Here is a 20,355-nt window from a genome sequence, read left to right as displayed (position 1 = left end):
GGGGACGTGTCTTGCCGTAGGTGATCGATCAGATGGTGCCGTCGGTAAAGGGGATGAGCCAGTCGATCGCTTCGACGACGGCGTGTGGAACAATGCTGCTGATCTGGGCGCGATTCTCAGGCACGGTACGGATGAGTCCGGCCGCGCGCAGCACGCCGAGATGGTGGCTGGCGCCGAACCTGGAGATCTCCGCTCCTACGGCAATCTGCGTGATGCTGAGGCCCGGCTGGCCGTTTTCGTGGGCGCGTCGGAGCAGGTGCAGGATGGCGCGACGATCGTCGTGGGTGAGAGCGGCGAACACTTTGCCCAGATCGATCTCTGCCTCGGTGGTCATCGGAACAGTCAAGAACCAGGTCCTCGCTCATCTCGGTAGCGACGAAGCCGCGGAGCCGCCTCCCCAAGGGCGACTCCGCGGCGGACATCAGGTGGGATCAGAGTGCTTCCCACCACCCGACGAGCACTGCGCGTGCGAGCGTGTGTCCGGACAGGTTGAATCCGAGGAACGCGGGGGTCGCGGCGTGGTCGAGGCCGAGGCTGTCGACGTCGACAGCATGCACTGCGACGTAGTACTTGTGCTTGCCGCTGCCCTTGGGCGGTGCGGCGCCGAGGTACTGCGTGAGTCCCGCGTCGTTGGCGAGTTGCCAGGCTCCGGCGGGCAGCCCGGATCCTTCCGCGTCTCCCGCGCCCGCGGCGAGCTGGGTGGTCGTGGCGGGGATGTCTGCGACGGCCCAGTGCCAGAAGCCGCTGCCGGTGGGAGCGGTGGGGTCGTAGACGGTGACGACGAAGCTCTTCGTCTCGGGCGGGAAGCCGCTCCAGCTCAACTGCGGGGATCGGTCCTCACCGCCGGCGCCGAAGATGCCGCTGACCTGCGGGATTCGCAGGCGGGCGCCGTCGGCGGGGATGTCGTCGCTGGTGACGGTGAACGCGGGCACTTCGGCGATCGCGTCGTAGGGCGTGGTCATGAGGGTGTTCCTTCCGTGTCAGAGGTTTTGCGCGGCCAGCTGGTCGGCGATGTAGTCGGCCTGCCGGATCGCCAGGGCGACGATGGTGAGGGTGGGGTTGGCTGCCGCGCCGGTGGTGAAGACGGAGCCGTCGCTGATGAACAGGTTCGGCACGTCGTGCGCGCGGCCCCACTTGTCGACCACGCCGTCGTCGGGCTTGGCGCTCATCCGGGCGGTGCCGAGGTTGTGCGTGGACGGGTAGGGCGGGGTGCGGTGGGTGCGGATGGCATCGACGGACCGGTAGAGTTCCGCCGACTTCGTGTACGCGTGCTCGCGCATGGCGATGTCGTTGGGGTGATCGTCGAAGTGCACGTTCGCGACCGGCAGCCCGTTCGCATCCAGGACGGACGGATCGAGGGTGATCCGGTTGGTCGACTGCGGCAGATCCTCGCCGACGAGCCACATCCCGGCGGTGTGCGCGTACGAGTCGAGGAACGTCGTGAACTCGCGTCCCCACGCGCCCGGGCTGAGGAACTTCGCCAGGAACGCGGGGCCGAGCGCGATCGTCTCCATGTAGTAGCCGCCCGCGAAGCCGCGGCTGGTGTCGTGCACGGACTCGTCCGCGATGATCCCCGCCATCGTCTCGCCGCGGTAGAAGCGGACGGGCTGCTCGAACTGCGCGTACGTGGAGCCGGTCATGTGCCGCATGTAGTTGCGTCCCACCTGCCCGGAGGAGTTCGCGAGCCCGTCGGGGAACATCGCCGACTCCGACAGCAGCAGCAGCCGTGCGGTCTCGATCGAGTTCGCCGCCACCGCGACCAGGCGCGCCTTCTGGCGGTGCAGCGACCCGTCCTTGGTGACGTAGAGCACCGCATCCGCTCTGCCGTGGGCGTCGTGGCTGATCCGAACGACCTGCGAGTCCGGCCGCAGGTCCAGCAGCCCGGTCGCCTCGGCGCGCGGGATCTCACGGACCAGGGTGCTCCACTTGGACTTGTTCTTGTCGCCCTGAAAGTTGAAACCGTCCTGTATGGAGGCGGGTCGGCCGTCGTACTCCTCGGCGTTGGTCGCGTAGGGGCCGGTCGCGTAGTGCTTGTAGCCGACGCGCTTGGCGCCCTCAGCGAACACCTTGTAATTGTTGTTCGCCGGCAACGGCTTGCGGCCGTGACGGTGGGTGGAGCCCATCGCGATCTCCGCCCGGTCGTAGTACGGGGCAAGGTCGTCGAGGTCGATCGGCCAGTCCAGCAGGGTGGCCCCGTCGACGTGCCCGTACGCGGTGCGCGCCTTGAACTCGTGCGCCTTGAACCGCGGCGTCGCCCCCGACCAGTGCGTCGTGGTGCCGCCGACGGCCTTCACGACCCAGGCGGGCAGATTCGGGAAGTCCTGCCCGACCCGCCACGACCCGGAGGTGGTGCGGGAGTCGGTCCAGGCGAGCTGGGCGAACGACTCCCATTCCTCGTTGATGTAGTCCTCGTTGCGCAGGTAGGGCCCCGCCTCCAGCAGAACGACAGGGATCCCCTTCGCGGTCAGCTCGTAGGCGAGGGTGCCGCCGCCCGCGCCGGAGCCGACGATGACGACCGCTTCGTCGTCGTGATCGATCGCGCTCATATCGTCGCCACCTTCTTCGTGTCGCTGAAACTGACCTGCAGACCCGGCACGGGCGGCAGGTACTCGACGAGCGGCTCACCGTCGTACTCGGTGATCCGCGGTTCGGGCAGCCAGTCCAGGTCGTCGAATCCGCGGTGCAGGTACCCGCCTTGGTCGAACGAGGCGCCCTCGTAGCCGAGCAGCTCCCACGTCTCCGGGTCGCTGTACAGGGTGACGACGCTGCTGGTGAGCAGGATCTGGAAGAACTCCGTCTGCCGGATGCTCTGCAGGATCCGGGACAGCTCGTCCACCGCGACGGCCTGCAGGTCGCCGCCGACGACGGCTTCCAGGCTGCGCACGCCCTCGGCGACGACACCGTACTGGTGCGCCGAGCCGGTGACGTTGCGCAGAATCGTCTCGGCCGAGCGCAGATACGGCCCGTCGCTGAGACGGTCGTGGGGGAAGATCGCCCGGATGATCCGGGCGAGTGACGCCGGGGCGGCGTCCGGGGGTGTGGGTGTGACCACGGTGATCTCCTTCGATTCGGGTGGTGCCATCTGGGTTAGGGGACGAGGATGCCGCGGCCGACCAGGCGGCCGGCGTCGAGGTCGGCGATCGCGTCGAGAGCTGCGTCGAGGGGGTAGACCTTGGTGTGCAGGGTGACCTTGCCCTGCGCGGTGAGAGTCATCAGCTCGACGAGGTCGTTGTAGGTCCCGACGAGGTTGCCGATGACATTGATCTCCCGGGAGATGATGTCGATCGTGGGCAGCCGCACCTCGCCGCCGTAACCGATGACGTACTGCGAGCCGCGGCCGCGCAGCAGCCGGGGGGAGAGCAACTCGGTGCCGTGCTCGCCGACGTAGTCGAACACGACCTGCGCGCCCCCACCGGTAATCTCCAACACCTCCCGGGCCACCGTGTCGTCGTCGGCGGCGAGCACAGTGTGGTGGGCGCCGAGCGTGGCGGCCAGAGCGAGGGCCTCTTCCGACCGGTCGACCACCGTGATCTCGGCTCCAGTGATCGCCGCCAGCGCCTGCACACCGATATGCCCGAGGCCGCCGGCGCCGATGACGACCGCGTGCGTGCCGGGGTAGAGCACCTCGGCCGCCTTGCGCACCGCATGGTAGGCCGTGAGGCCGGCGTCGGCGAGGGCCGCGATGTCGCGTGGCTGCAGCGACGGGTCGAGCTTGACGACCGCGCGGGCGTTGGTGAGCAGCTGATCGGCCATCCCGCCGTCGACGTTCACGCCGGGAAATGTCGCGTTCTCGCAATGCGAGTCCTGGCCCACCCGGCAGGCCGGGCACAGTCCGCAGCTGGTCAGCGGGTGGGCGATCACGGTGTCACCGACCTCCACGTTCGTGACGGCGGAGCCGATCGCCCGTACCCAGCCGGCGTTCTCATGCCCGAGCGTGTAGGGCAGGCGAGGGTGCTGGATCGGCTCCCACTGTCCTTCGATGATGTGCAGGTCAGTGCGGCACAACCCCGCCGCGCCGACGTCGATCACGACATCCCACGGACCCAGCGGGCGCGGCTCGGCGACCTCATCGATCGTGGGCGCCTGCCCGTACTGATGCAACCGGACTGCTCTCATCGCTTCTCCTCATCGAGTTCGTCAACCAGCACGCACCGTCGAGGCGGGTGCCGTGCGACAAGGCTCAGCGCCCGTCGGGGGGAAGGGAAGCCGCGTTCTCAGATCGCGAGAAAGCCCGCCTGACAGCACCAGAAGGGGCGTTCTCACACTCCGGTAAGGACCCTTTCGCGCCATTCCGGCGCGTCGTTACCGTGCGGCGCACCGGCGCCAGACGTGCGCCGCGCACATCGACTCGAAGGAGAGTTCTTATGGACACACTGCTCGGGGTCTTCGCCTCGGAGATCGTCGGCACCGCGCTTCTGCTGCTGCTGGGATGCGGCGTCGTCGCGAACGTCGTGCTCGCCAAGACCAAAGGCAACGGCGGCGGGTTCCTGCTCATCAACATGGGGTGGGGCATCGCCGTGTTCGCCGGCGTCATCGTCGCCTACCGGTCCGGCGCCCACCTCAACCCCGCCGTCACCCTCGGCATCGTCGCCACCGGCGCGAAGGAATTCGTCCCCGGGGTTCCGGTCGACCTGCTCTCCATCGGCACCTACATCGTCGCCCAGTTCCTCGGCGCGATGCTCGGCGCCGTGCTCGCCTGGCTCGCGTACCGGCAGCACTTCGACGCGGACGGCGACCCGGCAGGCAAGCTCGCCGTCTTCTCCACCGGTCCCGGCATCCGCAACTACGGCTGGAACCTCGTCACCGAGATCCTCGGCACCTTCGTGCTCGTGTTCGTCGTCATCGGGTTCGGACGCAACGGCGACTCCAGCGGGCTCGCCGCACTCGGCGCGCTGCCGGTCGCGCTGCTCGTGATCGGCATCGGCGCGTCACTCGGTGGCCCGACCGGGTACGCGATCAACCCGGCGCGCGACCTCGGCCCGCGCATCGTGCACGCCATCGTCCCGATCAAAGGCAAGGGCCCCAGCGACTGGACCTACGCCTGGGTGCCGGTCGTAGGACCGGTGATCGGCGGCGTCCTCGCCGGGTGGTCCTCCACTTTCCTGCTGCCCGTCCTCACCTGACCGTAGCCTGCTTTCTCACAGTCCGAACAAGCCGCTACGACCCGGTCTGCCTCAGGGCTAACGTCGTCTGCGGCTGCAGAGCCACCCATGGCGCTACCGCGCCACACCCGATCAAAGGAGATTGACCATGTCCGACACCATCCCGGTCAGAACCATCATCAGCCCCCGCCGGTACGTGCAAGGCGCCGGCGCCATCCACAGCCTCGGCACCTACCTCACCTCCCTCGGCAGCACGCCGCTGCTGGTCGCCGACGACGTCGTCTGGGGCTTCGTCGGCCACGACATCGAAGCCTCCCTCGGCTCGGCCGGGCTTCCCACGCACCGCGAGAAGTTCAACGGCGTCCCCTCCGCGGCCGAGATCGACCGCCTCGTCCAGATCATCGGCACCCGCAACGCCGACGTGATCGTCGCGATCGGCGGCGGCAGCACCATCGACGCGGTCAAAGCCGCAGGCCACCTCGCCGGCATCAACTGGGTCACCGTCCCCACCGTCGCCTCCACCGACGCACCCACCTCCGCGCTGGCAGTCGTCTACACGGAGAACGGGGAGTTCGAGGAGTACCGGTTCTTCCCCAAGAACCCCGACCTCGTGCTCGTCGACACCCAAGTCGTCGCCAACGCCCCCGCCGCCTTCCTCGCCGCCGGTGTCGGCGACGCCCTCGCCACCTGGCTGGAGGCCCGCGCCACCGCCGCCGCCCACGCATCGACGATGGCCGGCGGACTGCCCACCCTCACCGGCACCGCCCTGGCGCGGCTGTCCTGGGACGTGTTGTGGGACAACGCGCTCCCCGCACTCGACGCCGTCCGCGACAACGTCGTCACCCCCGCCGTGGAGAAGGTCGTCGAAGCCAACACGCTGCTCTCCGGCATCGGCTTCGAATCCGGCGGCCTTGCTGCCGCGCACGCCATCCACAACGGCCTCACCGCGGTGCCCCAGACACATGGGCTCGCGCACGGCCAGAAGGTGAATATCGGCTCCGTCACTCAACTGGTCCTCGAGGGCGCACCCACCGGCGAGATCCGCGAGTTCATCGAGTTCACCACCCGCGTCGGCCTGCCAAACACCCTCACCGAGGTCGGCCTCTCACCCGACGACGACCAGGAACTGGCGACCATCGCCGCCGCCGCGCTCGCACCGGGAGAGACCATCCACAACATGCCCTTCGAGATCAGCCCCACCGAACTCGTCTCGGCACTGAAGTCCATCGAGCGCTTCGCCCGCACCGTCCGCACCGAAGCCGCCCTTCCCGAACCCCAGCCCTACCATCACCACTGACCGATCCGCTGCCGTGGCCCAGAGCCTCGGGTCACGGCAGCGGACCGCACCCGCCCGACCGAAACTTCTCGGAGAATGAGAAAAAGAAGTGGCCGACCGCGTCGGGCGGGTGCGATCATCTCAAGATGAACACTGGTGTTCTCCTCGACGATGAGGACGTGCTCGACCCGGGAGCGTCCGAACGTGTCATCACCGTCCGCAAATCCCTGCAGCTGCTCGAATCGATCGCCGACCGCGGTGGCTGCACCGCGAAAGAGCTCTCCGACATCCTTCGATTCCCGCTGCCCACGGTGTATCGGCTCGCGCAAGAACTCGTCGCCAACGGCTACCTCGTGCACCTGAAGTCAGAGCGACGATTCGAACTCGGATACAAGCTGCACGGGCTCGGACTCTCCCTCCACCAGCAGCTCGGCGTCTCCGGGGTCGTGCGATCCGCCATCGACACACTCCACAACGGCCTCGGCATGGCCTCCTACTACGCCATCTACCGCGGGGCCGACGTCGTCCTCACCTACGTCTCGGACTGCGCCGAACACCCCCGGCTCACCCCGCTCAGGTTCGGATTCCACGAAGCCGCGCACGCGACCGCGTTCGGCAAGATCATGCTCGCAGCCATGAGCATTGAGCAACGAGACGACTACCTCTCCGCCCACCGCATGCCCTCGCTGACGTCCTCGACGATTACCGACCAGGAGGGGCTCGAGCGAGTCCTCTCGACCGTCGCCCTGCGCGGCATCGCCTGGGAGCGAGACGAGTTCATCTCCGGCAAGACCTGCGCCGCGGTCGGCGTGCGCGACCCGTCCGGACTTGTCGTCGGAGCAGTCGCCATCAGCATGGACACCCCCGCAACGCCCACCAACGACGCACGTGTGGAACACAGCCTCCGCGAACACGCGCTCGCCCTCAGCAAGCACTACCGCTCCGGCGCAAACCAACTACGGCTCGCATAGCCGTTCTTCCCCGGTCAAGCGGTGACGGCCAGGTTTCGTCAGCGACCGTCCCGATGGGCTCCACGATACCGATGCGGGCTGCTCCCGCTGACAGGATCGTTCCCCAACGACCCACACCTGCCGGCACTCCTGCAATCCGCGACGACAACCGAATTAGCGTGGTTGCACCATAACCAAGAATCGACGAATAGTTCTCAATGTAATAGAGCAGTTCCACCAGACAGGGGAGATCACCCTGCGTCGATTGGTGAAGGAAGCGCTCCGGATGCGGCCGGACCGCCTGGTCCTCGGTGAGGTGCGTGATGCCGAAGCGCTCGACCTCGTGCTCGCGCTCAACACCGGAGTGCCGGGAGCGTGCACCGTGCACGCGAACTCCGCGACGGAGGCCCTCGAGAAGCTCAGCATGCTGCCGCTCCTGGCCGGCCGCAACATCGATCGCGGTTTCATCGCGCCGGCGATCGCGACGTCGATCGACCTCGTCGTCCATTGCGTGCGCGACCGCTCGGGCCGCCGCTTCGTGCAGGAGATCGTCGCGCCCACCGGGGAGATCGTCGAGGGACGCATCCGCACAGCGCGGGTCTATCTCGACGGCTCGACGACGCAAGGGCATGCCGATACCGACAGCCGCCCCGTTCACCGGATCGGGGTGAACTCGTGACGGTGCTGCTCGGGGCCGCGCTCGCCGCAGGTGTGCTCCTGTGCGTCTCGCCGTGGATGTGGCCGCCTCGTGTGAACGCGCAGCCGGCCGGCAGAGACGGACGACTCACGCGGTTGATCGAGGAAGCAGGCCTCGTCGCGCTCGTGCCGCGCGTGCTCATCGCGGTGATCGTGGCCGCGGGGATGCTGGCTGCTTCTGTGGTCTGGCTCCTGAGCGGCCTGCCTGTGCTTGCCCTGCTCGCCGGAGCGGCGGGGGCGTCTGCGCCGATCCTGTTCCTGCGTGGTCGACGGCTTCGGCTGCTTCGCGTACGTCGGCAGCTCTGGCCGGACATCTGTGACCTCCTGATCGCCTCGATCCGCGTGGGGCTCTCGCTCCCCGACGCGGTGGCGAGCCTGGCCGAGTCCGCGCCGACCATGCTCCGACCGGCCTTCGTCGTGTTCGCCCGTGACCTCCGGGCGAGCGGCAGATTCGAGACGAGCCTCGACCGGTTGAAGTCGTCCCTCGCTGATCCCATCGGGGATCGGATCGTCGAGACTCTGCGCATGGCCCGTCAGGTCGGCGGCACCGAGTTGATCAGTGTGCTCCGAGCGTTGTCGGCATCGGTCCGCGCAGACGCCGCGCTTCGGGGAGAAGTCGAGGCGCGGCAGTCGTGGATCCGCGGTGCGGCGATCCTCGGGGCCGTCGCGCCGTGGATCATCCTCGGACTGCTCGTCATGCGGCCGGAGGGGGCTTCGGCATACGGCACGCCCGAGGGGGTTCTGGTGATCTGCGTCGGAGCCGCGATCTCGGTCGCTGCCTTCCGGATCATGGTCCGCATCGGTCGACTTCCCGAGCCGCGGCGGTGGTTCGGGTGACGGAGGTGTCGGTCGTCGCGGTCGCGGTGCTGGTCGGTGGCACGTTCTCGGCCGGTGTGCTGAGCGTCCTGTTCGTGCTTCCGCGCTGGCGGGCAGCATCCCTGATCGTCCGTATCGGGCCCTACGTCCGTGACGTCGTGACCGACGAGCGGCTGCCCCCAGGCATCCTGCCTTCCTCCGGCGTGCTCCCCGCACGTTCTCGAACGTTGTGGGACGCCGCTCGAGAGCGGTTCGAGCGTCTGCTCGGCGGGGGAGCCGCCCTTCGACAGCGACTGTCCCAAGCCGGAGTGGCGATCGAACCGTCCGTGTTTCGCGGCAAGCAACTGGGGTGGACGCTCGCCGGGATCGGCGGAGGTGCCATCGTGGTCATCCTCCTCGCACTGGCGGGGCGGATGTCGGTGCCCACGAGTGTCATCCCGGTGGTGTTCGGGGCGCTCGCCGCCGTCGTGTACGACATGCAGCTCTCCGCACGGGCCAGGGCTCGCCGGGTGCGTCTCGCCGACGAGCTTCCGACCACGCTGGAGTTCCTGGCGCTGTGCCTTGCCGCCGGCGAAGGGTTCCTCGACTCCCTCCGACGTGTCGCCGCCGTCGGCACCGGTGAGCTGACAGCCGAACTCCGCCAGGTCGTCCTCGCGGTCGGGACCGGGTCGCCGTTGGCTGACGCGCTGAGCGAGACGGCGCGACGTCTGCAGCTGCCCGGGCTCTCGCGCGCCGTCGACCAGGTGATCGCGGCTCTCGAGCACGGAGCGCCGCTCGCCGCGGTGCTGCACGCACAGGCCGGCGATGCGCGCGAGGACGCGAAACGCACCCTCATCGAGCAGGCAGGGCGCAAGGAGATCCTGATGCTCTTCCCGCTGGTCTTCCTCATCCTGCCGCTGTCGGTGCTCTTCGCCGTGTATCCAGGACTGTTCATCCTGCGACTCGGCATCGGCTGACCATCTGGCAGGGGAGGGGCCTCAGCCCTTGATGTACCGCCGCGTCATGTAGCTGCGGACGAGAGGGAAGGAGGCGAGGCGGAGGGGCAGCATGCTCAGCCAGAGGGACAGGGGATGGGCGGGGGCGTAGATTCCTTTGACCCGTCGTCCGAGCCTCTGCTTGCGTTCCGCTTCGGGGCGGATCGCCGTCTCCCATGCCTGCAGCGCGGCCGGGATGTCGTCAGGTCTGGCGGTGAGCTCTGTGACGAGCCGGTCCGCTCCGCCCACGGCCAGAGATGAGCCGTAGCCGGCGAACAGCGTGACGCACCACGCGGAGTCGCCGAGGAGCGCGACTCGACCCTTGCTCCAGGACGGCACCACCACTTGGCTGACGGTGTCGAAGTAGACGGAGTCGGCTTCCTGGAGGCCGGTGAGTACTTCGGGGACGATCCAACCGAGATCGCCGTAGATGCGTCTCAGCTCGGCGTGCACGTCGGCGCCCGGGCGCGCATGATCGGCGCGGTAGCCGAAGAAGGCAACGGTGCGACCGTCGCCGGCACTGATGACGGCGACGGTGCGACCGCGCGAGGAGTGCGTGCCCGTGGTGCCCGGTGCGATGGACGCGGGGCGCCGATCGAGCATGGACACGGCGATCTTGTGTTGCAGGTCGACGAGGAAGTCCTCCTCCGGCCCGAACAGCAGGGTGCGGGTGGCCGAGTGCAACCCATCCGCGCCGATCAGCAGATCGGCTGTCTCGACGGTGCCGTCGGCCAGTGCGACGCGGACCTCTCGGTCGTCCTGCTCGAAGGAGGTGAGCGTGGTGCCGAAGCGGATGGTCGTGTGATCCCGGACCCTTTCGTACAGGACCGACTCGAGGTCGCCCCGCAGGATCGTCAAGGAGCGCGCGCCGGTGGTGGCAGCGATCGTGGCGCGATCCAGAGCGAAGAGGCGTGAGCCGTCGGACCGGTGATAGCTGAGCTCCGTGGTCTCGAACGAGCGGGCCTGGAGATCGCTCAGGATGCCGATTCGCTCCGCGGCGTCATACCCGATGCCGCCGAAGGTCACGGCATAGCCCCCGTCGCGGCGTGCGGGTGCGCGTTCGACGAGGAGAGTCTCCCACCCGGCCTGGTGCAGGCGGAGGGCGGTGGAGAGTCCGGCGATGCCGGCTCCGATGATGACTGCGCGCATGGGTGTCGTCCTTCCTCGCGTCGTGGTCGAGATGACGCGCTTCCGACAGTATCGAAGTTTCAGGAATTATTGAACAGTCATGATATTTGATATCGTGCTGCCTGGAGGGTGAGATGACCGACAGGCACACGCAGTGGCAGACCGCCGAACGCTTGGCGCTGACATTGACCGAGGGCGGGATGCAGCGGATGGCTGCGCGCACGCTCGCCGTCTTCCTGTTCACCGACCAGGAGACGGTCACAGCGGGTGAGATCGTCGAGCGGTTGGATGCCAGCGCCGGCGCGGTCTCCAGTGCGATCAAGTCGCTGCTCTCGGTGGGGCTCATCGAGCGTCTGCCCGCTCCCGGGAGTCGCCGGGAGCACTTCCGACTTCGCGACGATGCCTGGGCGACCCTGTTCACCGGCCAGAACACGATCATCGACGCCATGCTCCAGGTCGCTTCGGAAGGCGTCTCCGTCACCGGTGACGATGATCCGGCGCATCAGCGCCTTGCGCAGATGCACGCGTTCTATGAATTCCTGCGGGGCGAGATTCCCGCTCTGCTGCACCGCTGGCAGGAGCGGAACGACTGACGCGAGCTCTCTGGCAGGGGAGGCGCGGACGGCCGCGTCCTGCGGGCTGTGGATAACTTCCGCGCGGGTGATCTCACCCCGGGCAGACTGACCGTATGATCACACGCCTGCGCTCGTTCTTCCGCGCTCTGTCGGCCGACGAATCCGGTGACGTCCCCGGTTGGGTGCTCGTGACACTGATGACAGCCGGCCTGGTGGCGCTGATCTGGGCGGTCGCAGGACCCGCGCTGACCGCGCTGTTCGAACAGGCGATCCAACGGGTGTCGGGGCTCTGACATGGCGGAGGGGCCCCGGTTCGCGGATGAGCGCGGTTCGAGCCCGGTGGAGTTCCTGCTGGTGGGAACGCTGCTCACGGCGCTCACACTCGCCGTCCTCCAACTCGCGCTCGCCGTCTATGTGCGAAACGTGGTCCACGATGCAGCCGTCGAAGGCGCGTATCACGCTGCTCTCGCCGACACGAGTCCGGCCGAAGGAGTCGAGCGCACCCGCGAGGTGATCACGCGTGCGATCGGCGCGGGATATGCCGAGGACATCCGGATCGGCACCTCGGGGCTCCCGGAGGAAGAAACCGTCGACGTGCGAGTGCGCTCGACCTTCCCCCTGCTGGGCCTGATCGGAATCCCGTTCGCGATGGAGGTGGAGGCCCATGCACCCGTGGAGACGTTCGGTGGCCGGTGAGGAAGGATCAGCGGCGCTCGAGTTCATCGCGGTCGGCGTCATCCTCCTGGTGCCGATGGTCTACCTCGTGATCGCGCTCGGCGGCATCCAGGAGCAGACGCTCGGCGCAGAAGCGGCGGCGAGGCACATGGCGCGCGTCATCGCGCGGGCTCCGGACGCCGCATCCGCGACTGAACGCGGAGATGTGGTGCTCCGTGGGGTGATCGACGAGTACGGTCTGGATGCCGACGCGGTGGACGTGACGCTGACATGCACTCCGTCGGGCGTCGAATGCCCATCGTCGGGAGCGACCGTCTTCGTCACCGTCAGCACCCGGGTGCGGTTGCCCCTCGTGCCGGAGCTCTTCGGGCTCGACCGTTCCACCGCGGTCGCCGTCCAGGCCACTTCGGCGCAGAAGGTGTCGCGGCTGTGGGGTGCGCGATGACGCGCGCCGTCCGGTCAACGGACACAGCGGTGCCGGGGCAGGACGAGGGCAGCGTCCTCCTGCTGACGCTCGGCTACGTGCTCCTCGCGCTCGTGGTGATCTACGTCTGCGTCTGCGCGACGGATCTCTACATCGCGCAGAAGCGGCTGGACGCCTTCGCGGACTCGGCGGCGCTCGCCGGGGCGGATGGCTTCATCCTCGCGGTGACGGCCGACGGCGTCCGCGCCGAGTTGACGGATACCGGGGTCGAGGAGCAAGCGGCAGCCCTGGTCGAGGGGGTGCCGGGCGCGACGGACCTCGTCGCGGCGGGAACACCCGATGGGGTGTCGGCACGTGTGACGGTCGGCGTCGACTGGCGTCCGCCCTTGCTGTCGCCCTTCGTCCCGGACGGTGTGCGTTTGGAGTCCACGGCCACGAGCCGCACGGCCCTGTGGTGAGGCCGGGAGTGGATCGACTGCGGAGGGAGTCAGCCGTGGTTCGGTTCGGCTCCGGGCTCCGGGCGCGATCTGGGTATGAACTTCGGGATCCACCGCAGGAATCCGGCTGCCCCGACGAGGCCGATGACGCCCATCGCTGCGGCCGCGAAGGGGAGCGCCGAGAAAGCGGTGATCGCCGACACCAACAGCGGCGCGATCGCACCTCCGGCGTCGGTGAGCGTGCGCCAGGATCCGAGGAAGGCGGCGGGCTCGCGCTTCGGGGCGACATCCGCACCGAGGGTGAGCAGGATCCCGCTCGACAGGCCGTTGCCGACGCCGAGCACCGCGGCGAACATCCCGAACCACAGCACCGCCGCATCGAGCTCGTGCGTGAACGACAGCGCGAGGAAGCCGGCGCCCATGAGCACCATCGCGGGCATCGCCGCCCACAGTCGTCCGAATCGGTCCATCACCTGCCCACTGGCGTAGAAGAGCGCGAAGTCGATCGCCCCGGAGACGCCGACCACGAGGGCGATCGTCGAGGCGTCCAGCCCCAGGGAGAGCCCCCACAGCGGGAGGACGACCTGCCGGGCGGAGCGCACTGCCGACAGCGACGCCGCGGCGAGTCCGAGACGGCCGAGCACCGCGCGCTGTCGCCACATGGTCTGGAAGATGCCCGTGCGCTCGACGGTCGGGATGGATCCGCTCACCGCCTCGCCGGAGTCCTCCATGGAACGCTCGGCCGGGGTGAGCGGAGCGGGCGGTGTCGTCTTCTCCGGATCGGGGCCGAAGAGCACGAGAAGCACCATCACCACGAGGCAGCCCAGGAAGAACCAGATCGCGGCGCTCTCGGTGCCGAACAGCTGCAGGAGACCCGCTGCCACGAACGGGCCGATGAAGATGCCGAGGCGGAAGCTGCCGCCGAGCAGCGAGAGCGAGCGCGCGCGGAAGGCGACCGGGACCCTGGTCGTCATGAACGCGTGACGGGCCAGGCCGAATGCGGCCGCGCACACGCCCAGGACGAAGACCGAGGCCGCCAGCACGCCGAGCGTCGGCGCGAAGACCATTCCCACGGCCGCCAGGATCGCGATCACGCCGGCGATCACCATCGTGAACCGCTCGCCGATGCGCCCGACCGCCCATCCGGCAGGGAGGTTTCCGCAGAGCTGGCCGATGACGAGCGCGGAGGCGACGAGGGCCGCGAAAGCGACGTCGGCGCCCATGGCGGCTGCCAGTACCGGGATGAGCGGGATCACGGCGCCCTCGCCGAGGGCGAAGAGGACCGTCGGCAGATACACCATCGGTCCGAACTGCCGAAGGACCGTCGATGCACTGCTCACGCCCTCACGCTACTCCCCGCAGGGAGGTGCTCCTGGACCCGGTCCCCGCGTGGGCAGACGGCACGTTAGGCTGAGGTGTCATGCTCGAACTAGATCTCTCCGCCGAAATCCAGGCGCTCAGGCACACCTTCGGCGACATCAGCGAGGTCGTCGATGTCTCCCGTCTCCGCGACGACATCGCGCGTCTCAGCGAAGAGGCCGGTGCCCCCGACCTCTGGGACGACACCGACAACGCGCAGAAGGTGACCAGCGCGCTCAGCCACCGTCAGTCCGAGCTCGCCCGCATCACCGGCATCGCGCAGCGCCTCGACGACCTCGAGGTGCTCGTGGGTCTCGCCAACGAGATGGACGACGAGGATTCCGCGCAGGAGGCGCGCACCGAGCTCGCGGCACTCACCGACCTGATCAACCAGCTCGAGGTGCAGACGCTCCTCGATGGCGAGTACGACGACCGGGCAGCGATCATCACGATCCGCTCCGGCGCGGGGGGCGACGACGCCACCGACTTCGCCGAGATGCTGATGCGCATGTACCTGCGCTGGGCAGAGCGCCACAAATACCCCGTCAAGGTGATGGACACGTCGTACGCGGAGGGTGCGGGCATCAAGTCCGCCACCTTCGAGATCGATGCGCCCTACGCCTTCGGAACCATCTCGGTCGAAGCCGGCACGCACCGCCTCGCGCGTATCAGTCCGTTCGGATCCGCCGACAAGCGCCAGACGTCGTTCGCCGCGGTCGAGGTCATCCCGCTCATGGAGGAGGCGACCGAGGTCGACATCCCCGAGAGCGACATCCGTGTCGACGTCTTCCGCTCGTCCGGCCCCGGCGGACAGTCGGTCAACACGACCGACTCCGCGGTGCGCCTCACCCACCTTCCGACCGGCATCGTCGTGTCGATGCAGAACGAGAAGTCGCAGATCCAGAACCGGGCAGCCGCCATGCGCGTGCTGCAGACGCGGCTCCTGCTGCTCCAGAAGGAGCAGGAAGCAGCGAAGAAGAAGGAACTCGCCGGCAACATCACCGCGAGCTGGGGAGACCAGATGCGCTCCTACTTTCTCTACGGACAGCAGCTGGTGAAAGACCTCCGCACCGGACAGGAGTCCGGGAACCCGGCCGCCGTGTTCGACGGCGATCTCGATGACTTCATCTCGGCGGGCATCCGCTGGCGCAAGCGCAAGATCGAGGACTGAGACAAAGAAGAACGGCCCCGGAGTGATCCCGGGGCCGTTCTTCTTGTCTCGGCGACAGCGCAGGAGTCAGTACGCGGCATCTTTCAGCGTGCCGGTCACGTCCTCATAGCTGTAGAGGATGCAGTGCACGGTGCGGTCGTCGCCACGGACCCACGACGACTCCGTCGGCTGATACGTGTAGTAGTCGAGAACCGAATCCATGTAGGACGTGCCCACGTAGGCCTCGAATTCCGACAGGCAGCCATCCCATGCCTGGTCTTGGAGGGCGCCGTCACCGGGGAATTCCTCGCCTTCGAGGTCGTAGATGAAGAAGACCTCGTCCGTGTGGGGGTCGGCGCAGGGCACCACGGGGAGTTCGTAGATGTTCCCCTCTTCGTCGGAGTAGTCGACGAACGGCAGGCAGTCGCCCACGCGGAGATCGGCGAAGCTCACCATCTCGGCACCCTCGATGGCGCTCGAACCGTCGTCCGTCGACGGGCGCTCGCCCGGGGCTCCGCTCGGAGAGCCGGCTCCTCCCGCTGCGGACGCGACTCCCAGCAGGACGAGCGACACGGCGACCGCGAGGACGGCGCCGATCGCCGCCACCACCATCCCGGTGATGCCCGGCCACTTCCGAGCCCGCAGGAAGAGCGAGATGAGCGACAGGATGAACCCGATGGCGAGCAGGCTCCAGCCCGCGATCGCGATCACGGGGACGCAGGCGCCGATCACGCCGACGACCACCGTCACCAGGCCGATGATGCCGAGCACCGGCGTCCCGGTCGCGGCAGGGGGAGCGGCCGGGACCGCCCACGGATCACCGACGACGCCGGAAGCGCCCGGATAGCCGGTCATGGTCGGGCCCGCGACGGGTGTCGGATCCGCAGGCGCCATCATGTACGGCGGAGCGAACGGAGCAGGTTCCGGTGTGGCCGGGACGGGATCACCTTCGGGAGCAGGCTCGGGAGCGGGAGCGGGCTCGGGAGCGGGAGCGGGCTCGGGAGCGGGAGCGGGCTCGGCGGGCCGCGGGGGAGCGGCCACGACGTGCTCGGTCCATTGCTGTCCGTCCCACCACCGCTGGTTCCCCGAACCGTCGTCGTACCACCCCGCAGGCGTAGTCATCTCGCGCTCCCGCTGTCGTGGTGTCTCAGGAGACGAAGCAGGCGGTGATGGCCTCGGTGTCCCCGAGGACCTCGGCCAGACCGTTGATCGCGTCGAGATCCGTCAGAGTGCCGTCGCTCTCGGCGATCGCACGCAGCGTGTCGTTGTCGAGGTCGGAGACGACGAGCAGGTCGGCGAGGCACAGGACCTGCTCCTCGGTGTACCCCTCGGTGCCGTCCAGCATGAGGATCGCCGTCAGCCCTGCCGCCACCTCGGACGTGGTCGGGCGGGTGCCGTCGTCGGCACCGTCCGTCTCGCCCGGGTCGGTCGCCTCGATCGACGGGGAGGTGCTCGGGAGGTTGTCGATCTCTTCGCTCGCCGTCTGCGCGACCGCGAAGACGAACACGAAGAACATCACGACGCCGATGATCGTGCCGACGACGGCGAGGATCAGGCCCGCGATGCCGGGCCACTTCTTGCCCTTCAGGAACAGCGAGATCAGCGAGACGATGAAGCCGGCACCGAGCAGGATGAACCCGAAGAATCCGATCAGGGGGATGAAGGCGAGGATCGTTCCGATGGCGGCGAGGCCGAGGCCGACGAGTCCGAGGATCGAGATCTTCTTCGGAGCGTCTTGGCCGGGCTGAGCGTACGGCGAAGCGGCGGGGTAGCCCGACGGCGACGTCGTGTACCCCGCAGGGTAGGTCGGGGCGGAACCCGGGTAACCGGCGGCCGGCTGAGCCGGGGAGCCGTATTCCGGAACATCGGCGGCGGGGACCTCGGCGGCGGGGGCTTCGGAGGCGGGGACCTCGGGGGCTGACGGAGTCTCAGCCGCAGCGGGGGCCTCGGACTCGACCGAAGCCGCAGCCTCGGGAGCGAAGTGCTCGGTCCACTGCTGGCCGTCCCACCAGCGCTGGCGTCCGGATCCGTCGTCGTACCAGCCTGCTGGTGTCGTGGTCATGATTCCCCCTCGATGAATGCGATCGCTCCCTGGTGCGGCGACCCCTTCATGTATAGCAGTGGGCGGTGACCGGGGTGAGGCCTCCGGATGGGGAATAGTCCCCATTTCGTGCGCACAGGGACACGGTGTGCGGGGTGTCGCTCGCGACCAGCCGGAGGGGCGCGCTTAGGCTCGAATCGCCATGATTCGGTTCGAGAACGTCACCAAGCGCTACAGAGGGACGACGAAGCCCGCTCTCTCCGGTGTCGACTTCGAAGTGCAGCGCGGGGAGTTCGTCTTCCTCGTCGGTGCCTCGGGGTCCGGGAAATCCTCCTGTCTGCGCCTCATCCTGCGTGAAGACGTGCCGACCTCGGGCCGCGTCGCGGTCCTCGGTCGTGATCTCCGCTCGCTCGCCAACCGCAAGGTGCCGTACTTCCGGCGCCACATCGGCTCGGTGTTCCAGGACTTCCGCCTCCTCCCTTCGAAGACCGTGTATCAGAACGTGGCTTTCACGCTGCAGGTCACCGGATCCTCTCGAGGATTCATACAGCAGGCCGTACCGGAGGCACTCGCTCTCGTCGGACTCGACGGCAAGCAGAAGCGCATGCCGCACGAGCTGTCCGGTGGGGAGCAGCAGCGCGTCGCGATCGCCCGCGCTCTGGTGAACCGCCCCCAGGTGCTGCTGGCCGACGAGCCCACCGGCAATCTCGACCCCGCGACCTCCGTCGACATCATGCAGCTCCTCGCCCGCATCAACGCGGGAGGGACCACCGTGCTGATGGCCACGCACGAGGCCGGCTTCGTCGACCAGATGCAGCGTCGCGTGATCGAGTTGCGCGACGGGGAGATGGTGCGCGACGAGGTGCACGGCGGCTACGGCGACACCTCGAACATCCCGCGCCTCGTGCCGGAGGAGGTGCGCGGTGCCGCTGCGGCCGCCGCCCTCACCGCGGTGCAGGAGGTGCAGCGCCAGACGGCCGACCTCTCGGTGGTGCGCGCTGCCCTCGCCGAGGAGCTCGCCGCGCAGCGGACCGCGGCCGCGGACCGGGGCCCGGATGTCGAAGCCGAGCCGTCCCTGCGGACGGTCGAGCCTCCGCAGACCGTCGAACCTCCGGAGCAGGCCTTCACGCCCGAGGCCGCGCGGATCGTCGAACCGCCCGCCGTGGTCGAGCCGCCCGCCGTCAACCGGCCCCGCACGCATCCGATCACCCTCCCGAATGTCGATGTCGCAGAGCTCGGAGTCGCCGACCGCCTCGGCCTCTCCGACGAAGACGACGAGGAAGTGGGCCCGACCTCATGAGAATCGGACTCATCCTCGCCGAGGCCCTGGGCGGCCTCCGGCGGAACATCTCGATGGTGATCTCCGTCGTTCTCGTGACCTTCGTGTCGCTGACCTTCGTCGGCGCAGCGATCCTGATGCAGGGGCAGATCGGTGTCATGCGCGGGTACTGGGCCGAGCGCGCCCAGGTCGCCGTGTACATGTGCTCGGAGGTGTCCGAGTCGGAGACCTGTATCGATGGTGCGGCCAGCGAGGAGCAGGTCGCCGCGGTCCGCGCCCAGCTCGAGGGCGAGGCCTTGGCGCCGCTGATCAGCTCCATCACCTTCGACACGAAGGAAGAGACCTACGCCAAGCTCGTCGACCAGCTCGGCGCGGAGCAGGCGAGCGTTCTCACGCCGGACCAGGCGTTCGAGGTGTTCTTCGTCACGATGAAGGATCCGGGCCAGTCACAGGTGCTCGCCGAAGCCTTCAGCGGCCAGGCGGGGGTCGAACAGGTCACGGATCAGCTGCAGTATCTCGATCCGCTGTTCTCAGCACTGACCGTCGCCACCTACATCGCGGTCGGCATCGCCGTGCTGATGCTCATCGCTGCGACGCTGTTGATCGGCACGACCATCCGGCTGTCGGCGTACGCCCGACGGAAGGAGATCGGGATCATGCGTCTGGTCGGTGCCTCGAACCGATTCATCCAGACACCCTTCGTCCTGGAGGGCGTGTTCGCGGCGTTCCTCGGCTCGGCGCTCGCCAGCGCTGCGGTCGTCGCCGGTATGCACTTCGGCGTCGAGGGCTACCTGAGAGGTCGGGTCCCCTTCATCACGACCTGGGTGACGATGCAGGATGCGGTGCTCGTCGTGCCCGTGCTGATCGGCATCGGGGTGGTGCTGGCTGCTCTGTCCGCCGGGTTCGCGATCCGCCGCTGGCTCCGTACCTGATAGCCTGAAAGGCTGCTCGGCCGGAAAGATCGATCGAGCTCATCACGGCAACAGGAGAGCATCATGCCCAGGGAACGCGGAGAGAAGGTCGTCGCGACCAATCGTCGCGCACGTCACGACTACACGATCGAGAAGTCGTACGAGGCGGGGATGGTGCTCACCGGCACCGAGGTGAAGTCGCTGCGTCAGGGACGCGCCAACCTCAGCGATGGCTACGCGTTCGTCAAGGGGAATGAGGTCTTCCTCGATTCAGTGCACATCCCGGAGTACTCGCAGGGGCACTGGACCAATCACTCGGCGAAGCGCGTCCGCAAGCTGCTGCTGCATCGCGAGGAGATCGCGAAGATCGCGCACGCGGTTTCGGCGGGCGGATACACGCTGATCCCTCTGAAGCTCTACTTCTCGGACGGCCGCGCGAAGGTCGAGATCGCCCTCGCGAAGGGCAAGCGCGAGTACGACAAGCGTCAGACCCTGCGAGAGCGTCAGGACACGCGCGAGGCCGAGCGCGCGATGCGCCTGCGCAACCGCGTGGGGGAGTAGC

At 68.2% G+C, this 20,355-nt stretch carries 23 protein-coding genes and 1 pseudogene; 15 read left to right on the top strand and 9 right to left on the bottom strand.

All coding sequences use genetic code 11. The features are described 5' to 3' along the window. Positions 1 to 28 precede the first annotated feature (28 nt). From LRQ07_RS11785 to LRQ07_RS11765, 5 genes are all read right to left on the bottom strand, one after another. Positions 29 to 334, bottom strand: coding sequence for an ArsR/SmtB family transcription factor (locus LRQ07_RS11785; protein ID WP_256534719.1), 306 nt, complete (start codon positions 332 to 334; stop codon positions 29 to 31). A gap of 97 nt (positions 335 to 431) precedes the next feature. Then, positions 432 to 962, bottom strand: coding sequence for a YbhB/YbcL family Raf kinase inhibitor-like protein (locus tag LRQ07_RS11780; RefSeq protein ID WP_256534718.1), 531 nt, complete (start codon positions 960 to 962; stop codon positions 432 to 434). Positions 963 to 980: 18 nt separating this feature from the next. Next, complete coding sequence (locus tag LRQ07_RS11775; protein ID WP_256534717.1) at positions 981 to 2,546, bottom strand: GMC family oxidoreductase; 1,566 nt, start codon at positions 2,544 to 2,546, stop codon at positions 981 to 983. Then, positions 2,543 to 3,052, bottom strand: a complete 510-nt coding sequence (locus LRQ07_RS11770) for a hypothetical protein (protein ID WP_256534716.1) — start codon at positions 3,050 to 3,052, stop codon at positions 2,543 to 2,545. Before LRQ07_RS11770 ends, LRQ07_RS11775 begins: the two co-directional genes overlap by 4 nt. Before the next feature lie 35 nt (positions 3,053 to 3,087). Beyond that, the gene (locus tag LRQ07_RS11765; RefSeq protein WP_256534715.1) at positions 3,088 to 4,116 is read right to left on the bottom strand and encodes an NAD(P)-dependent alcohol dehydrogenase; all 1,029 of its coding nucleotides are present in this window, start codon (positions 4,114 to 4,116) and stop codon (positions 3,088 to 3,090) included. 248 nt (positions 4,117 to 4,364) lie between these two features. On the opposite strand from LRQ07_RS11765, the gene LRQ07_RS11760 reads away from it, so the two are divergent. The 6 genes and pseudogenes from LRQ07_RS11760 to LRQ07_RS11735 all read left to right on the top strand — a co-directional run bounded on the left by LRQ07_RS11760 (position 4,365) and on the right by LRQ07_RS11735 (position 9,796). Continuing rightward, positions 4,365 to 5,123 (top strand): MIP/aquaporin family protein, encoded by a 759-nt coding sequence (locus tag LRQ07_RS11760; RefSeq protein WP_256534714.1) that lies wholly within the window; start codon positions 4,365 to 4,367, stop codon positions 5,121 to 5,123. Positions 5,124 to 5,250: 127 nt separating this feature from the next. Then, entirely contained in the window at positions 5,251 to 6,399 is a 1,149-nt protein-coding gene (locus tag LRQ07_RS11755) for a glycerol dehydrogenase (RefSeq protein WP_256534713.1), read from the top strand. A 125-nt stretch (positions 6,400 to 6,524) separates the two neighbouring features. After that, positions 6,525 to 7,349 carry an IclR family transcriptional regulator gene (locus LRQ07_RS11750; protein ID WP_256534712.1) on the top strand — a complete coding sequence of 275 codons (825 nt, stop codon included), beginning with the start codon at positions 6,525 to 6,527 and terminating at the stop codon, positions 7,347 to 7,349. Between the two features lie 220 nt (positions 7,350 to 7,569). Beyond that, a pseudogene (locus LRQ07_RS11745) lies at positions 7,570 to 8,007 on the top strand (ATPase, T2SS/T4P/T4SS family); the annotation flags it as partial. Continuing rightward, positions 8,004 to 8,861 carry a type II secretion system F family protein gene (locus LRQ07_RS11740; RefSeq protein WP_256534711.1) on the top strand — a complete coding sequence of 286 codons (858 nt, stop codon included), beginning with the start codon at positions 8,004 to 8,006 and terminating at the stop codon, positions 8,859 to 8,861. The pseudogene LRQ07_RS11745 and the gene LRQ07_RS11740, both read left to right, overlap by 4 nt. Beyond that, complete coding sequence (locus LRQ07_RS11735) at positions 8,849 to 9,796, top strand: type II secretion system F family protein (protein ID WP_256534710.1); 948 nt, start codon at positions 8,849 to 8,851, stop codon at positions 9,794 to 9,796. Before LRQ07_RS11740 ends, LRQ07_RS11735 begins: the two co-directional genes overlap by 13 nt. Before the next feature lie 21 nt (positions 9,797 to 9,817). Here LRQ07_RS11735 and LRQ07_RS11730 read toward each other — a convergent pair whose 3' ends face one another. Continuing rightward, the gene (locus LRQ07_RS11730) at positions 9,818 to 10,963 is read right to left on the bottom strand and encodes an FAD-dependent oxidoreductase (RefSeq protein ID WP_256534709.1); all 1,146 of its coding nucleotides are present in this window, start codon (positions 10,961 to 10,963) and stop codon (positions 9,818 to 9,820) included. A gap of 113 nt (positions 10,964 to 11,076) precedes the next feature. On the opposite strand from LRQ07_RS11730, the gene LRQ07_RS11725 reads away from it, so the two are divergent. The 5 genes from LRQ07_RS11725 (at position 11,077) to LRQ07_RS11705 (ending at position 13,074) form a co-directional block, all read left to right on the top strand. Then, positions 11,077 to 11,535, top strand: a complete 459-nt coding sequence (locus LRQ07_RS11725; protein WP_232763653.1) for a GbsR/MarR family transcriptional regulator — start codon at positions 11,077 to 11,079, stop codon at positions 11,533 to 11,535. Positions 11,536 to 11,630: 95 nt separating this feature from the next. After that, a complete protein-coding gene (locus LRQ07_RS11720) occupies positions 11,631 to 11,810 on the top strand; it encodes a hypothetical protein (RefSeq protein ID WP_256534708.1) in 180 nt (59 codons plus the stop codon). Between the two features lies 1 nt (position 11,811). After that, complete coding sequence (locus tag LRQ07_RS11715; protein ID WP_131492645.1) at positions 11,812 to 12,213, top strand: TadE/TadG family type IV pilus assembly protein; 402 nt, start codon at positions 11,812 to 11,814, stop codon at positions 12,211 to 12,213. Next, positions 12,182 to 12,637: a TadE family protein gene (locus LRQ07_RS11710; RefSeq protein ID WP_232763652.1), complete on the top strand. Its 456-nt coding sequence runs from the start codon at positions 12,182 to 12,184 to the stop codon at positions 12,635 to 12,637. Before LRQ07_RS11715 ends, LRQ07_RS11710 begins: the two co-directional genes overlap by 32 nt. Next, the gene (locus tag LRQ07_RS11705; protein ID WP_256534707.1) at positions 12,634 to 13,074 is read left to right on the top strand and encodes a hypothetical protein; all 441 of its coding nucleotides are present in this window, start codon (positions 12,634 to 12,636) and stop codon (positions 13,072 to 13,074) included. Before LRQ07_RS11710 ends, LRQ07_RS11705 begins: the two co-directional genes overlap by 4 nt. A gap of 29 nt (positions 13,075 to 13,103) precedes the next feature. Here the strand turns inward: LRQ07_RS11705 and LRQ07_RS11700 are convergent, their stop codons facing one another. After that, the gene (locus tag LRQ07_RS11700) at positions 13,104 to 14,354 is read right to left on the bottom strand and encodes an MFS transporter (protein ID WP_256536434.1); all 1,251 of its coding nucleotides are present in this window, start codon (positions 14,352 to 14,354) and stop codon (positions 13,104 to 13,106) included. Between the two features lie 119 nt (positions 14,355 to 14,473). On the opposite strand from LRQ07_RS11700, the gene prfB reads away from it, so the two are divergent. Then, positions 14,474 to 15,583 carry a peptide chain release factor 2 gene (gene prfB / locus LRQ07_RS11695; RefSeq protein ID WP_047524313.1) on the top strand — a complete coding sequence of 370 codons (1,110 nt, stop codon included), beginning with the start codon at positions 14,474 to 14,476 and terminating at the stop codon, positions 15,581 to 15,583. 66 nt (positions 15,584 to 15,649) lie between these two features. Here prfB and LRQ07_RS11690 read toward each other — a convergent pair whose 3' ends face one another. Beyond that, on the bottom strand, positions 15,650 to 16,684 hold the full coding sequence (locus tag LRQ07_RS11690) for a DUF2510 domain-containing protein (RefSeq protein WP_256534706.1): 1,035 nt from the start codon (positions 16,682 to 16,684) through the stop codon (positions 15,650 to 15,652). Positions 16,685 to 16,709: 25 nt separating this feature from the next. Next, entirely contained in the window at positions 16,710 to 17,624 is a 915-nt protein-coding gene (locus LRQ07_RS11685) for a DUF2510 domain-containing protein (protein ID WP_256534705.1), read from the bottom strand. Between the two features lie 181 nt (positions 17,625 to 17,805). On the opposite strand from LRQ07_RS11685, the gene ftsE reads away from it, so the two are divergent. The 3 genes from ftsE (at position 17,806) to smpB (ending at position 20,354) form a co-directional block, all read left to right on the top strand. Further along, positions 17,806 to 18,903, top strand: coding sequence for a cell division ATP-binding protein FtsE (ftsE, locus tag LRQ07_RS11680; RefSeq protein ID WP_256534704.1), 1,098 nt, complete (start codon positions 17,806 to 17,808; stop codon positions 18,901 to 18,903). Beyond that, positions 18,900 to 19,814: a permease-like cell division protein FtsX gene (gene ftsX, locus LRQ07_RS11675; RefSeq protein WP_047524316.1), complete on the top strand. Its 915-nt coding sequence runs from the start codon at positions 18,900 to 18,902 to the stop codon at positions 19,812 to 19,814. Before ftsE ends, ftsX begins: the two co-directional genes overlap by 4 nt. 63 nt (positions 19,815 to 19,877) lie before the next feature. Next, positions 19,878 to 20,354, top strand: a complete 477-nt coding sequence (smpB, locus tag LRQ07_RS11670) for an SsrA-binding protein SmpB (protein WP_047524317.1) — start codon at positions 19,878 to 19,880, stop codon at positions 20,352 to 20,354. Position 20,355: the final 1 nt, after the last annotated feature.

Source organism: Microbacterium sp. J1-1, from assembly GCF_024498615.1.
Classification (GTDB): domain Bacteria; phylum Actinomycetota; class Actinomycetes; order Actinomycetales; family Microbacteriaceae; genus Microbacterium; species Microbacterium aurugineum.
The sequence above is the reverse complement of the archived record's forward strand: the minus strand, read 5'-3'. Positions and strand labels throughout refer to the sequence as shown.

Excerpts from the sequence above, each read along its gene's own strand:
- LRQ07_RS11710 (WP_232763652.1), top strand. The coding sequence starts at position 12,182 with ATGCACCCGTGGAGACGTTCGGTGGCCGGTGAGGAAGGATCAGCGGCG.
- smpB (WP_047524317.1), top strand. The coding sequence starts at position 19,878 with ATGCCCAGGGAACGCGGAGAGAAGGTCGTCGCGACCAATCGTCGCGCA.
- ftsX (WP_047524316.1), top strand. The coding sequence starts at position 18,900 with ATGAGAATCGGACTCATCCTCGCCGAGGCCCTGGGCGGCCTCCGGCGG.
- LRQ07_RS11780 (WP_256534718.1), bottom strand. The coding sequence starts at position 962 with ATGACCACGCCCTACGACGCGATCGCCGAAGTGCCCGCGTTCACCGTC.
- LRQ07_RS11690 (WP_256534706.1), bottom strand. The coding sequence starts at position 16,684 with ATGACTACGCCTGCGGGGTGGTACGACGACGGTTCGGGGAACCAGCGG.
- LRQ07_RS11765 (WP_256534715.1), bottom strand. The coding sequence starts at position 4,116 with ATGAGAGCAGTCCGGTTGCATCAGTACGGGCAGGCGCCCACGATCGAT.
- LRQ07_RS11700 (WP_256536434.1), bottom strand. The coding sequence starts at position 14,354 with ATGGTGTATCTGCCGACGGTCCTCTTCGCCCTCGGCGAGGGCGCCGTG.
- LRQ07_RS11760 (WP_256534714.1), top strand. The coding sequence starts at position 4,365 with ATGGACACACTGCTCGGGGTCTTCGCCTCGGAGATCGTCGGCACCGCG.
- LRQ07_RS11730 (WP_256534709.1), bottom strand. The coding sequence starts at position 10,963 with ATGCGCGCAGTCATCATCGGAGCCGGCATCGCCGGACTCTCCACCGCC.
- prfB (WP_047524313.1), top strand. The coding sequence starts at position 14,474 with ATGCTCGAACTAGATCTCTCCGCCGAAATCCAGGCGCTCAGGCACACC.
- ftsE (WP_256534704.1), top strand. The coding sequence starts at position 17,806 with ATGATTCGGTTCGAGAACGTCACCAAGCGCTACAGAGGGACGACGAAG.
- LRQ07_RS11720 (WP_256534708.1), top strand. The coding sequence starts at position 11,631 with ATGATCACACGCCTGCGCTCGTTCTTCCGCGCTCTGTCGGCCGACGAA.
- LRQ07_RS11775 (WP_256534717.1), bottom strand. The coding sequence starts at position 2,546 with ATGAGCGCGATCGATCACGACGACGAAGCGGTCGTCATCGTCGGCTCC.
- LRQ07_RS11785 (WP_256534719.1), bottom strand. The coding sequence starts at position 334 with ATGACCACCGAGGCAGAGATCGATCTGGGCAAAGTGTTCGCCGCTCTC.
- LRQ07_RS11705 (WP_256534707.1), top strand. The coding sequence starts at position 12,634 with ATGACGCGCGCCGTCCGGTCAACGGACACAGCGGTGCCGGGGCAGGAC.
- LRQ07_RS11725 (WP_232763653.1), top strand. The coding sequence starts at position 11,077 with ATGACCGACAGGCACACGCAGTGGCAGACCGCCGAACGCTTGGCGCTG.
- LRQ07_RS11685 (WP_256534705.1), bottom strand. The coding sequence starts at position 17,624 with ATGACCACGACACCAGCAGGCTGGTACGACGACGGATCCGGACGCCAG.
- LRQ07_RS11750 (WP_256534712.1), top strand. The coding sequence starts at position 6,525 with ATGAACACTGGTGTTCTCCTCGACGATGAGGACGTGCTCGACCCGGGA.
- LRQ07_RS11715 (WP_131492645.1), top strand. The coding sequence starts at position 11,812 with ATGGCGGAGGGGCCCCGGTTCGCGGATGAGCGCGGTTCGAGCCCGGTG.
- LRQ07_RS11755 (WP_256534713.1), top strand. The coding sequence starts at position 5,251 with ATGTCCGACACCATCCCGGTCAGAACCATCATCAGCCCCCGCCGGTAC.